Annotated in this window: 11 protein-coding genes, 1 tRNA gene and 1 other RNA gene; 4 read left to right on the top strand and 9 right to left on the bottom strand. The window is 62.9% G+C overall.

Going from position 1 to position 12,351, the window contains the following annotated elements; translation table 11 throughout:
* Positions 1 to 142: 142 nt before the first annotated feature.
* A tRNA-Tyr gene (locus EL2594_RS03670) sits at positions 143 to 228 on the bottom strand.
* Between the two features lie 144 nt (positions 229 to 372).
* Between EL2594_RS03670 and rlmB the strand changes: the two genes are divergently transcribed.
* Together rlmB and EL2594_RS03660 are read left to right on the top strand one after the other, a co-directional pair.
* A complete protein-coding gene (rlmB, locus tag EL2594_RS03665) occupies positions 373 to 1,161 on the top strand; it encodes a 23S rRNA (guanosine(2251)-2'-O)-methyltransferase RlmB (RefSeq protein ID WP_011413709.1) in 789 nt (262 codons plus the stop codon).
* A 22-nt stretch (positions 1,162 to 1,183) separates the two neighbouring features.
* A complete protein-coding gene (locus EL2594_RS03660) occupies positions 1,184 to 2,059 on the top strand; it encodes a hypothetical protein (RefSeq protein WP_011413708.1) in 876 nt (291 codons plus the stop codon).
* Positions 2,060 to 2,158: 99 nt separating this feature from the next.
* Here the strand turns inward: EL2594_RS03660 and EL2594_RS03655 are convergent, their stop codons facing one another.
* The 8 genes from EL2594_RS03655 to EL2594_RS03625 all read right to left on the bottom strand — a co-directional run bounded on the left by EL2594_RS03655 (position 2,159) and on the right by EL2594_RS03625 (position 11,575).
* Positions 2,159 to 2,431 carry an HU family DNA-binding protein gene (locus EL2594_RS03655; protein ID WP_011413707.1) on the bottom strand — a complete coding sequence of 91 codons (273 nt, stop codon included), beginning with the start codon at positions 2,429 to 2,431 and terminating at the stop codon, positions 2,159 to 2,161.
* A 165-nt stretch (positions 2,432 to 2,596) separates the two neighbouring features.
* Entirely contained in the window at positions 2,597 to 4,993 is a 2,397-nt protein-coding gene (gene lon / locus EL2594_RS03650) for an endopeptidase La (RefSeq protein ID WP_011413706.1), read from the bottom strand.
* A 448-nt stretch (positions 4,994 to 5,441) separates the two neighbouring features.
* Positions 5,442 to 5,783 carry a YbaB/EbfC family nucleoid-associated protein gene (locus EL2594_RS03645; RefSeq protein ID WP_041685045.1) on the bottom strand — a complete coding sequence of 114 codons (342 nt, stop codon included), beginning with the start codon at positions 5,781 to 5,783 and terminating at the stop codon, positions 5,442 to 5,444.
* A complete protein-coding gene (locus tag EL2594_RS03640; RefSeq protein ID WP_041685043.1) occupies positions 5,780 to 7,609 on the bottom strand; it encodes a DNA polymerase III subunit gamma/tau in 1,830 nt (609 codons plus the stop codon). Before EL2594_RS03640 ends, EL2594_RS03645 begins: the two co-directional genes overlap by 4 nt.
* 55 nt (positions 7,610 to 7,664) lie before the next feature.
* An RNA gene (gene ffs / locus EL2594_RS15065) (signal recognition particle sRNA small type) lies at positions 7,665 to 7,759 on the bottom strand.
* Positions 7,760 to 7,815: 56 nt separating this feature from the next.
* Positions 7,816 to 8,094 carry an ETC complex I subunit gene (locus tag EL2594_RS03635; RefSeq protein ID WP_011413703.1) on the bottom strand — a complete coding sequence of 93 codons (279 nt, stop codon included), beginning with the start codon at positions 8,092 to 8,094 and terminating at the stop codon, positions 7,816 to 7,818.
* A 17-nt stretch (positions 8,095 to 8,111) separates the two neighbouring features.
* Positions 8,112 to 10,556: an ATP-dependent helicase HrpB gene (gene hrpB, locus EL2594_RS03630; protein ID WP_011413702.1), complete on the bottom strand. Its 2,445-nt coding sequence runs from the start codon at positions 10,554 to 10,556 to the stop codon at positions 8,112 to 8,114.
* Complete coding sequence (locus tag EL2594_RS03625; RefSeq protein WP_011413701.1) at positions 10,553 to 11,575, bottom strand: polyprenyl synthetase family protein; 1,023 nt, start codon at positions 11,573 to 11,575, stop codon at positions 10,553 to 10,555. Before EL2594_RS03625 ends, hrpB begins: the two co-directional genes overlap by 4 nt.
* Positions 11,576 to 11,641: 66 nt before the next feature.
* On the opposite strand from EL2594_RS03625, the gene EL2594_RS03620 reads away from it, so the two are divergent.
* Both EL2594_RS03620 and EL2594_RS03615 read left to right on the top strand, forming a co-directional pair.
* Positions 11,642 to 11,971, top strand: a complete 330-nt coding sequence (locus tag EL2594_RS03620) for a chorismate mutase (protein WP_011413700.1) — start codon at positions 11,642 to 11,644, stop codon at positions 11,969 to 11,971.
* Positions 11,972 to 12,117: 146 nt separating this feature from the next.
* Positions 12,118 to 12,333, top strand: a complete 216-nt coding sequence (locus EL2594_RS03615) for a hypothetical protein (protein WP_011413699.1) — start codon at positions 12,118 to 12,120, stop codon at positions 12,331 to 12,333.
* The last annotated feature ends 18 nt before the right edge of the window (positions 12,334 to 12,351 follow it).

Below are 12,351 nucleotides of genomic sequence, written 5' to 3'. Positions count from 1 at the left end.
AGGGCTGGATTGGCCGCCGCTCCGCTCTGGCCGTCTCCGCTTCGCTCCGACTCCGTACCAGCTAGTCGTGACTGCGTCACGAACGCTGGTTCCTGCGCGCGCTGTACGGGCGGAAAGGTTGTGGTGATCGCTTGAGTTGCGGTGGTGGACAGGGCTGGATTCGAACCAGCGTACGCTTGCGCGGGCAGATTTACAGTCTGCTGCCTTTAACCACTCGGCCACCTGTCCACATCGCACGTTGAGCGGGAAAATGAAAAGCCTTCGAAGGCCTCCCGTTTGCCGAGAGGCGCCCCTTTGGCGAAGCGGCGCTTGCCTGTCAATGGGGGGGCTGGCAGGGCGGCGGCGAGAATTGGAAAAGCAGGACTTCACGGTATGGCAAAGGGTGAACGCAAGAGAGCGATGCGCGGTCGCGCGGGCCGGATGCAGGGCGGGCGCGGCAGTGGCCGGGCGACGCCGGGGCATGTCCGGCTCTGGGGTCGGCACGCGGTCGAAGCCGCCTTGCTAAACCCCGCCCGCGTCCATCGCAAGCTGTGGGCGACGCGCGAAGGGGTCGCTTCGCTCGACGGCGAATTGCCGCCCGACTTCCCGGTCGAATATGCCGATGTCACCGACCTCGCCCGCCTTGTCGCACGCGATGCGCCGCACCAGGGTCTGGTGCTCGAATGCGAGCAATTGAAGGATGTGTACATCGATGACGTGCTGGAAGAGGGGCGCCCGGTGGTGATCCTCGACCAGGTCACCGACCCGCACAATGTTGGCGCCATCCTACGCTCCGCCGCCGCCTTCGATGCCGCCGCGATCGTGACGCAGGATCGCCATGCGCCGCCGGAATCCGGCGTTGTCGCCAAGTCCGCATCCGGCGCGCTGGAGACGGTGCCGTGGGTCCGCGTCGTGAACCTCGCCCGCGCGCTCGATACGCTGGCGGAGCGCGGCTACTGGCGGATCGGTCTTACAGGCAACACCGAGGCAACACTCGCGGAAGCCCTGCCGGCCGGGCCGGTCGCGCTGGTACTCGGCGCGGAAGGCGAAGGCATGCGGCACAATATCGAGGCGCATTGCGACGCCCTCGCCCGGCTGCCGATCAGTAACGCAATCGAAAGTCTCAACGTGTCCAATGCTGCCGCAATCGCGCTTTATGCCGTGGCCACACGCGCAACCTGAATTCATTTTTAAAGGGGGGAACATGCTGCGAGATATCAGAAACCTGGGACGATTTTTGGCGACCGGCGCGCTCGCTATATTGCTTACCGGCTGCTTCATGACGCCGGGCAAGTTCACATCCGAAATGCGCATCAATGACGATGGCCGTTTCGCATATTTCTACGACGGTGAAATCACCATAATCGGGCTCACCAAGATGGCCGAAATGGCCGCAAAGGCGGACGAAGAGGAATTCTCTGCCGAGCCGTGCACGACCGACGATGGCTCGGAGCGTGAATGTACGGCAGCCGAGCTCGAACAGCAGCGCGAAGCATGGGACGCCGCCGCCCCGCAGCGGGCGACGGAACGATCGCAACAGGGGCAGGTGATGCGCATGATGGTTGGCGAAGTCGATCTCAGCGACCCTGAAAAGATCGCAGAATTCTCGCGCAAGCTCGAACGGCAGGCGGGATGGAACACGGTGCGATATCGCGCCGACGGCATCTTCGACGTCAGCTTCGCCATCGATGGCATGCTGACGCACGACTTTCTGTTTCCCGTCATAGAAGGCTTCCCCATGCCAGGCGCCTTCGTTCGGGCGCACCTGCGCGACGAAGGGATCGTGCGCGTGGAAGCGCCGGGCTTTTCTGCCGGTGCCGGTGGTCCGGGGGCCGAGCTCGGCGGATTCACCCAGTTGATGGGAATGGCGGCGCGATCGGAACAGGCCAGCGAGGGCGAACCGGATCTGCCCAAGATTCCGCCGATCGAAGGCACGTTCCGGATCGTCACCAACGCGCAGATCCTCGCCAACAACACCGACGAAGGCCCCACCGCCACGCCGACCGGCAATGTGCTCGCCTGGTCCATCGACACCCAGACCCGCACAGCCCCGATGGCCATGCTGCAGTTGAGCAGGTAACACCCGGCCGCATACGAAGAACCCCGCCCACCGTGAGGTGAGCGGGGTTGCTATACACGAGCCTGGCGATGAGGCTCGACCCGTTATCCGCGCTCTTGCTTAATTGACGGCGTCTTTCAGACCCTTGCCGGCCTTGAATTTCGGCTGGTTGGAAGCCTTGATCGTCATCGGCTCGCCGGTACGCGGGTTCCGACCGGTCGAAGCCTTGCGGCGCGCGACGGAGAACGTGCCGAACCCGACCAGACGCACTTCATCGCCGTTCGACAGGGCCTTGGTAATCGAGTCGAAAACGCCTTCGACGGCGCCCGAAGCGTCACTCTTGGAAAGGCCGCTGGCATCGGCAACCGCGCTGATCAGATCGTTCTTGTTCATTTCAGGAAAACCCCCTCTTTCGAAGTCTTGAAGCTGATGAATCGCCTCCATCAAGACTTTCCATCACACTCTTTTTTCTGTGTTCTGTCTAGGGCGATTATCCGAGAAAACCGACCATTTGGTCGCAGAGTGCAACCCGAGGCGTTCAAACACCGCCCGGCTGCGTCAATGAGCGGTAGGTGAAGCGCCGGTCTGGCCGACCTCGTTGACCGGCTGGCTAGCGAGGTCGTCCGCTTCCGTCCACTCGATGGGTTCCGGCGGACTGACCAGCGCTTGCTCGAGAACCTCGTCGACATGACTGACCGGCAGGATCTCCAGCCCCTGTTTCACATTTTCGGGTATCTCGGCCAAGTCTTTGACGTTGTCTTCCGGGATGAGAACCGTCTTGATCCCGCCCCGCAGCGCGGCGAGCAGCTTTTCCTTCAGCCCGCCGATCGCTAGCACACGACCGCGCAACGTGACTTCGCCCGTCATCGCGACATCCGGCCGCACGGCGATTCCCGAGAGCGTCGAAACGATCGACGTCACCATGCCGATGCCTGCGCTCGGTCCATCCTTCGGCACGGCCCCCTCGGGCAGGTGGATGTGGATGTTCTTGCGCTGGAAGATCGAAGGCTTGATGCCATAGGCTGGCGCCCTCGCCTTCACGAAACTGAACGCCGCGGCGACCGATTCGTTCATGACCTCGCCGAGCTTGCCGGTCGTCTTGATCTCGCCTTTGCCTGGCGTGGTGACACTCTCGATGGTCAGCAGTTCTCCGCCGACCTCGGTCCAGGCGAGCCCGGTCACGGCGCCGATCTGCGCCTCTTCCTCGCTCATGCCGTGCTTGAACTTGCGCACGCCGGCGAAGTCGGACAGGTTTTCAGGCGTGATCCTCACGCTCTCGATTTCCTTTTCGAGAATCTTGCGCAGGCTCTTGCGCGCCAGCTTGGCGATTTCGCGTTCGAGTGTGCGCACGCCCGCTTCGCGCGTGTAATAGCGGATCAGGTCGCGCAGCCCGTCTTCGGTGAGCTCGAACTCCTCTTCCTTCAACCCGTGCGCCTTGACCTGCTTCGCCAGCAGGTGCCGGGTCGCGATCTCGACCTTCTCGTCTTCGGTGTAGCCTTCCAGACGGATGATCTCCATCCGGTCGAGCAAGGGCTGCGGCAGGTTGAGCGAATTGGCCGTGCAGACGAACATGATGTCCGACAGGTCGATATCGAGTTCGAGATAGTGATCCTGGAACTTGCTGTTTTGTTCGGGATCCAGGACCTCGAGCAGAGCCGAGGCCGGATCGCCCCGGAAATCCTGGCCCAGCTTGTCGATCTCGTCGAGCAGGAACAGCGGGTTGCTGGCCCCGGCCTTTTTCAGGTTCGTGACGATTTTGCCGGGGAGCGAGCCGATGTAGGTACGCCGGTGACCGCGGATCTCGGCCTCGTCGCGCACACCGCCCAGCGACTGCCGGACGAATTCGCGGCCTGTAGCCCGGGCGATCGACTTTCCGAGCGAGGTCTTGCCGACGCCTGGAGGGCCCACGAGGCACAGGATCGGCCCCTTGAGCTTGTTGGTCCGCGCCTGCACCGCCAGATATTCGACGATCCGGTCCTTGACCTTCTCAAGCGCATAATGATCTGCGTCGAGCACTTCCTGCGCCTTGCCGATGTCCTTCTTCAGGCGGCTCTTCTTGCCCCATGGCAGGCCGAGCAGCACATCGAGGTAATTGCGGATGACCGTCGCCTCGGCGCTCATCGGCTGCATGCTCCGCAGCTTTTTGAGCTCGCTGGTGGCCTTGGCCCTGGCTTCCTTGGAAAGTTTGATCTTTTCGATCTTCTCGGCCAGTTCGGCGAGTTCGTCGCCGTCTTCACCGTCGCCGCCACCCAGTTCGTTCTGGATCGCCTTCAACTGCTCGTTGAGGTAATATTCGCGCTGGGTCTTCTCCATCTGCCGCTTGACGCGACCTCGAATTTTCTTCTCGACCTGCAGCACCGACAGCTCGCCTTCCATGAAGGACAGCACCATTTCCAGGCGCTTGCGCACGTCGGGCTCGCTCAGGAGCGATTGCTTGTCGGATACCTTGACGTTGATGGCGGCTGCGATCGCATCGGCCAGTTGGCCCGCATCTTCAATCTCCTGCAGATCGTCCGATGCACCTTCGCCCAGCCGTTTGTTGAGCTTGGCGTAATCGCCGAACTGATCGATCACCGACCGCATCAGGGCCGTGATCTCGCTTCCGGAGATCGCATCCGCCGTGATCGGCTCGACCTCGGCAATCACGAAGTCGCCCTCTTCGCGCATGGTCGAAAGGCGCGCACGGGTCTGGCCTTCGACGAGGACCCTCACGGTGCCATCTGGCAGTTTGAGCAATTGCAGCACCTGCGCAACTACGCCGACATCATACAGGTCTTCGCGAACCGGATCGTCGCAGCCGGGATCAAGCTGCGCGAGCAGCATGATGTCTTTGCTCGCTTCCATGGCGGCTTCCAGCGCAGCCACCGATTTGTCGCGGCCCACGAACAAGGGAACCACCATCCCCGGGAACACGACGATGTCGCGCAGCGGCAGCAATGGATAAAGCTGTGTCATTTGTATTCCGTATCTGGCCTTGCACTGATCATTCCCCGGATATGGGAAAGGCAGGCCGTTGCTGCAACGTAAGGCTCACTGCAAATTGTGAAAACCGGTGCGAAGCCGGATGACATCATTCGCAGGTCCGGCACAGCAAAGCTGTCGTATTCATACAATCGTCCCGAGTGGTGATCGCCTAATTAAAGGTCCGGGTCGTCAGAAATATCCACTCTCAACCAGCGGAGTTTGTGATGATCGCTCGTCCTATCTGCCTGCTTCGCGGGCACAAAGTGAACCGGCGCAAGGTCTGGCACGACGGGCTGAATTTCCGGACGAGATGCCAAAGATGCGACCGCTCGCTATTACGCGAAACCGGAGGGTGGGCCCTTTACGACGAGCGGACTCACGGCAGTGAAGATCGCCTCGACAAGCCGCAACACGAAGCGGCTTAGACGGTGGAGGTCGTTCAGCCCATCCCCGGCAGGTTGAACCCGGGAGGCAGGCCGATCCCGCTCTGAATTTTCTGCATCTCGTCGTTCGATACCCGGTCGGCCTTGCCACGGGCGTCGTTGAAGGCCGCGGCTACGAGGTCCTCGACCATCTGTTTTTCCTCGGGCTTCATGAGGCTGTCGTCGATCGACACGCCCAGGATACGCCCCTTGGCGGTGCAGCGCACCTTGACCAAGCCTCCGCCCGCGACGCCCTCGACTTCGATGGCGTCGAGCTTCGCCTGGGCTTCGTTCATCTGGGTTTGGATCGTCTCGGCGGCCTGCTGCGCCGCCTGGATCATTTCTTCCATCGATTTCATGCGCTCTTGCTCCATTGCGGGCGGGGGGCGCCCGTCTCTTCTTCGGGTATAATCTCCGCGTCGGGAAACGCAGTCTTGGTAGCGGCGACCAGCGGATGTCCGTCGATCCGCGCTTTCTTTTCCTCTTCCCGTGCTTCCGCCTGTTCCATCAGGCTGGGCGGCGCATCTACCCAATCGCGCTCCTCCAGCTGCCAGCGCTGGCCGGTGGCGGCCAGCAAAGCCTCACGCAGTTGTGGAGCAATCTCCTCGGTGTAGGAAGAAGCACGACTGAACACGAGTCGCCGCTCTTCGCATTCAATTACGCGCAATTGCAGGCGCATGATGCTGGCGGCAAATCCGTGTCCCGCCTGCTCGACGCGATCGACGAGGGACGCGAAATCCGATGGTGCAGGCACTTCTGCGCCCGCCTCTCCGGTCGGCGTGGCTGCAGGATCATCGCTTGGGGGCGGTGCGGGACTTTGTACCGGCGGATTAGCGGTCAAGATTTCCAGCGTCTTCACGAGCTTACCCGGATCGGGCAACTCGGAGGCATGCAGGAGGCGCAGCAACCCCATCTGCGCCGAGACCAGAGGGTCAGGGGCCGTCTTCACTTCCTCGTAGGCTTTGAGCAGCAATTGCCAGAGCCGATGCAGCTGACCCTGCGACAGCTGTTCGCCCCAAGCCGTAAGCGCAGCCTGCTCTTCCTCGCTCACTGCACCCGGGAGCGAGCCGCCCAATTGCGCGAGGGTGATGCGGTGAGCCAATTCCATCTGGGATCGCACAAGCGCGAGCGGCTCGACACCGAGCGAATACTGGTCTTCGATAGCGGCGAGCAGTGCCTTGGCATCACCTTCGAGGATAGTCCCGAACATCCGGCGCTGAGCACCTTTATCGGCCAGCCCCAGCATGTCGCGCACGCGGGTGGCGGTGACTTTCCCGTCCGCATCGAGGTCGGCATGAGCGATGGCTTGGTCGAGGATCGAGAGCCCGTCGCGGACGGACCCTTCGGCAGCGGCGGCGATCATTGCCAGCGCTTCGTCTTCGGCTTCGACCTGTTCTTGCTCGCACACCCAGCCGAAGTGCTTCTGCAAGAGATCGGCAGGGATGCGCCGCAAGTCGAAGCGCTGGGTGCGGCTCAACACCGTTACCGGCAATTTGTCGACTTCGGTGGTCGCGAAGAGGAATTTCACATGCGCGGGCGGTTCTTCCAGCGTCTTGAGCAATGCGTTGAAAGCATTGCGCGAGAGCATGTGCACCTCGTCGATGATGTAGATCTTGAATCGGGCCGAGACCGCCGCATATCGCACCGCCTCGATGATTTCGCGCACATCGTCGACGCCGGTATGGCTCGCAGCGTCCATTTCGATCACGTCGATATGACGCCCCTCGGCAATCGCGGTGCACGGTTCGCACTGGCCGCAAGGATCGATTGTCGGACCGCCTTGCCCATCCGGCCCGATGCAATTGAGCGACTTGGCAATCAGCCGTGCGGTCGAGGTTTTGCCGACACCGCGCACGCCGGTCATCAGGAAGGCATGCGCCAGCCGGTCGCGCTCAATCGCATTCGCCAGCGTCCGCACCATCGGCTCTTGCCCGATAAGCTGCGAGAATGTCTGCGGCCGGTACTTGCGTGCGAGGACGCGATAGGGCTGGCTGGAACTCTCCGACGGGGCGGAAACCGGTGGTGGAGGTGCAGACGGCGCGGGAGCAGCGGTGTCTTCTGCAGCCGCCGGGTCACCAAACATCGAATTCTGGCCTGCCGCCTCAAGCTCGGCAGCACTCGGAGCGGAGTCCTGCTCCTCACCCTGCCACGGCGGCGCATCCGAATTATCCGGTGAATCACCCATGCCCGCTTAGGTAGGCGCTTGCGTGCCCGATGTCATGCCAATGGATGTGGGAAAATATAAAGGAGCCGAGCGACCCGCCGCAATTCACCTGGGCTGCTTCCTTCCGGACCTGACCCGGTGAGCGAACGCAAACGTCCACCCGACTCCCGGGCGGCCATATGGCGGCGAATCGTCAGGATTTCAAGCGTTGCCGAAACACGCGGCGATCAACGGAAATTATCGGCGTAGGCCTGCAGCTTCAGCCCCTTGGGCGGCGTGGCATGGACGCGCGCGGGAATGCCGTATTTCTGGGCATATGCCTTGGCCGCATCCTTGCTCGGGAAGGTGAGCGAAACCTGCGCCTGCGTGTCGCCGCTGCCGGTCCAGCCCATCAACGGATCGGGCCTGCGCGCTTCGGATTGCTCGAATTCGAGCACCCATTGCTCGCTCTTCGCCTTGCCTGATTGCATCGCGCTCTTCGGGCGCTGGTAGATACGGGCTGCCATAGTGCGGCGCCTTTAATTCACCTGCCGCCCTTTGAAAAGGCGTTCTTGGTTTTGAGGCTGGGCTTTTCCTCCCATGGGCGTTCCGGCCAGCGGTGCTTGGGATAGCGGCCTTTCATGTCCTTGCAGACGTCTGCCCAACTTCCCCGCCAGAAGCCGGGAAGATCGCGCGTCGCCTGGATCGGGCGACCCGCCGGACTGGTCAGCTTTAGCAGCAGCGGAGTGGTGCCGATCAGGGGGTGGCTATCGAGACCGAACAGCGCCTGGGCCCGCACTTGCACGCTCGGCGCATCGTCGCCGTCATAGTCGATCGCGTGGCTGGTACCGGCGGGCGAGATGAAATATCGAGGTGCGCGCCGATCGAGCGCCTGGCGATCGTTCCAGTCAAGCTGCGCCAGGATTGCGTCGACCACCTTCGACGACCCCAAGGATAGCGTTCGCTTGCCCTGCAGGAGAGGAGCGAGCCACAGTTCGGCGGTTTTTTGGAGCGCCTCATGCGACAGGGCGTCGATCTCTGCAAAGCGCGCTCGGGCGACCAGCGACTTTGGCACGATGTCCTCGATCAGAGCGGTCGCTTTTTCCAAAAGCAGGGCTTCGATTGCTTGCGGATCGGGCGATGGGTCGGGTCCGCTGGCGATGGAGATCGCGCCGAGCTTGCGCTCGATGCGCGCTTCGACCCTTTGTTCGGCCTCGTTCCATCTCACAATCGATTTTCGCTCAACGAGCTCCGGAACGTGCATTTCGAGCGTGGCGAGATCGAGCGCGAGCGCCGAGGTAATCCGGGCGCCGCGCGCTTGCCCCTGCGCGTCGGCCACCAGCAGGTAGTCTGCGCTGGCAAGCGGCGACGCCGGGTCCAGCCGGTATCCCCTTCCTCCTGCAGACAGCCAGTCCTCCCCCGACGGGCCGCGCCGCTTTGCAATCATGTCGGGCGCTGCCCGCGCCAGATGGAGCGCAGGTTCGCATGTCTGTCTATCCGGGGTTGCGACAAGCTCTTTTGCCTTTTTCGCCCAGCGCTGCGCCAGCTTGCGGGCCGATTGCGAACGGGCGGAACGATCGGTGGCCCAACGCGCAAGCCGACCCAGCAAGTCCTCGCCCCTGCCTCCCAAACCACGTTCCTGCGCCAGCAATGCAAGCTCTGCGACCTCCTTCGCCTGCCCCGAACGCGCTGCAGAAAGCACCGCGGCGGCAAGATGGGGTGGCAAAGGCAACGCTGCAATTTTCGCACCCCATTGCGTGATCCGGCCTTCGCCATCCAGCGCGTCCATCGCCTGCAGCCTCTGCCGCGCCACCGTAACGGCGGGTTCCGGCGGCGAATCGAGCCAAGGCAGCGATGCCGGATCGCTCGTGCCCCATTGCGCCAGCGATAGTACGAGCGGGGCCAGATCGGCCTGCTCGATCTCGGGCGGGTCGAATTCCGGGCGTCCGGCGTGCCCGCCTTCTTCCCACAGCCGGTAGGCGACACCCGGCCCCTGCCGCGCCGCGCGCCCCGCGCGCTGGCTCGCCGATGCCTGGCTTGCGCGGCGTGTCACGAGCCGCGTCGTCCCGGCCGCGAGGTGGAACTCGGCCCGGCGCGAGAGACCGCTATCAACCACGATGGACACGCCATCCAGCGTCAGCGACGTCTCCGCGATGGCGCTCGCCAGCACGATGCGCCTCCTCCCGTCTGGATCGCGGCGAATCGCCGAGCGCTGGGCCTGCGGATCGACTTGCCCGTGAAGCGGCAGGATCGGCACATCGGGCAAACGCTCGACGAGGCGTTCGCGTGTGCGCTCGATTTCGCGCACGCCGGGCAGAAAGGCCAGGATGTCGCCTGGCTGATCACGCCACGCGGTCAGGATGCCCGCCACCACCTGCTCCTCCACAGGTTGCTCGGCCTTGCTGCCGAGCCACTCGATGCGCAGCGGAAAGGCACGACCTTCGCTTTCGATGACTTCGGCGCTCTCGCCCAAGAGTCGCGCAAACCGAGCACCGTCGATGGTCGCCGACATGACCAGCACGCGCAGATCCTCGCGCAGGACCTGCTGGCTTTCCAGCGCGAGCGCGAGGCCGAGATCGCTGTCGAGATGGCGCTCGTGCGCTTCGTCGATCAGGACCGCAGATACGCCATCGAGCTCCGGGTCCTCGACGATGCGATTCACGAAAATCGCCTCTGTAACGAACAGGATTCGCGTCCGCGCCGAAGCCCTGCTGTCGAGACGGGTCAGGTAGCCGACCGTTCCGCCCGGTTTTTCTCCCAACACTTCTGCTATCCGTTCCGCTGCGGCACGCGCGGCGACACGACGCGGCGACGTGACGATGATCTGGCCGTCGCACCACGCTTCGTCGAGCAGCGCAGGCGCGACTGCAGTGGTCTTGCCGGCTCCGGGGGGTGCGACCAGCACGGCGGAATTCGACCGCGCCAACGCATCCCGCAATGCCGGCAGGGCAGCGCGGATGGGAAGATCGGTGTCGGCAGCCTCGCTCAATAGCCGCGAGCGACAGCGAACAGGGCCGCTTCCGCCATTGCCTGCCGGGCCTTGCTGTCCGGGAAGATCGAGATCGCATCGATCGCTCGCCGGGCGAAGTGGCGGGCGCGCGTGCGCGTGTCCTCTAGGGCATTGTGCCGACCGATAAGCGTGATGGCGTGTGCAAGGTCCGCGTCGGACGCCCGGTGGCCACCGATCGCGTCTTTCCAGAAAGCCCGCTCGTCCTCGTTCCCGCGGGCATAGGCGAGAATGACCGGCAGGGTCATCTTGCCTTCGCGGAAATCGTCGCCCTGGTCCTTGCCCATTTCGGCGGCATCGGAATCGTAATCGATCGCGTCATCGACAAGCTGGAACGCGACACCCAGATTGCGCCCGTAATCGTCGAGCGCGCGCTCGTGCGAATCGTCGCATTCGGCCACCACGGCGGAGATACGGCTCGCTGCTGCGAACAGGGCGGCGGTTTTGGCGCCGATGATGTCGAGATAGCGCTCCTCGCTCGTCTCCAGCTTGCGCTGGGCGCTGAGCTGCGCAACCTCGCCTTCGGCAATGACCGCGCTGGCATTGGAAAGGATTTTGAGAACCCGCAGGCTGCCGTCTTCGGTCATGAGTTCGAAGGCGCGACTGAACAGGAAATCTCCGACGAGTACCGTCGCCGGATTGCCGAATATGATATTCGCCGCCGCCTTGCCGCGCCGCATCTCCGACCCGTCGACGACGTCGTCATGCAGCAGCGTGGCCGTGTGAATGAATTCGACCGCAGCGGCGAGTTTGTGATGCCGCGAGCCCTGGTATCCGACCAGTTCGGCCCCCGCGAGCGTCAACATCGGCCGCAAGCGTTTGCCGCCCCCGGAGATCAGGTGCCCGGCAAGGCGCGGAATCAGCGGGATCTCGCTTTGCATGCGGTCGAGTATCACGGTGTTGACCGCATTCATTCCCGACGCCGTCAGTTGCAGCATCGGCTCGATGGTGGGCGGAGCATCGTCCCCGTTAGACCTGATAGGAATGATGTCGGCAGTCATCGCTGGTTTCCCATGCTGTGCGCTCATTGACTTGGCAAGCGGTCATTTGGTGCTAGCCTTTCGTGCATGAATGAATCGACCGACCGGACGGGAGACACGCACTCAGCGCCTGATGAAGGCGATCCCGTCCTTGCGGGCTATCGTCGCTCGATCGACAATATCGATGCCGCGCTCATCCATATTCTTGCCGAGCGGTTTCGCATCACGCAGGCCGTCGGGGAATACAAGGCAAAGACCTCGCTTCCGCCGGCCGATCCCGGTCGCGAGCAGAATCAGATAGCCCGCTTGCGAGCGCTTGCGGAAGAAGCACAACTCGATCCCGAATTCAGCGAGAAATTCCTGCGCTTCATCATCGACGAGGTCATTCGGCACCACGAGAAGGCGCGAAGCCGCTGAATTTTTGATGCTTTCAAATACCGGACTGTGTTTTTTATGCCTCACATGCACCGCAGTCGGATAGCGCGCGGAATCGTTTGTTGCGTCAATCGCCATGGTCCTCTAGATCACCCGTCAACCGTATTTGGATTGGACGGAGAATAAAAATGAAGTTTGGCAAGATTGCCGCCGCCGCTGCAGCCGTAACCCTGGCTGCCGCTCCGATTGCTGCCCAGGCAGACGTAAGCCGCATTGCTGCTCCGGTTTCGGAAGCTAGCGAAAATGGCGGTGCGGGCACTGCTGGTGCCGTCCTCGCAGCGTTCGCTGTGCTGGCTCTCGTGATCGGTGTTGCTGCTGGCGACGAACGTCCGACCAGCCCGTAAGCGAGGCTAACTCGAAGT

Origin of the sequence: Erythrobacter litoralis HTCC2594 (assembly GCF_000013005.1) — a bacterium.
GTDB lineage: Bacteria > Pseudomonadota > Alphaproteobacteria > Sphingomonadales > Sphingomonadaceae > Parerythrobacter > Parerythrobacter litoralis_A.
This window is presented reverse-complemented; position numbering and strand designations above follow the sequence as displayed.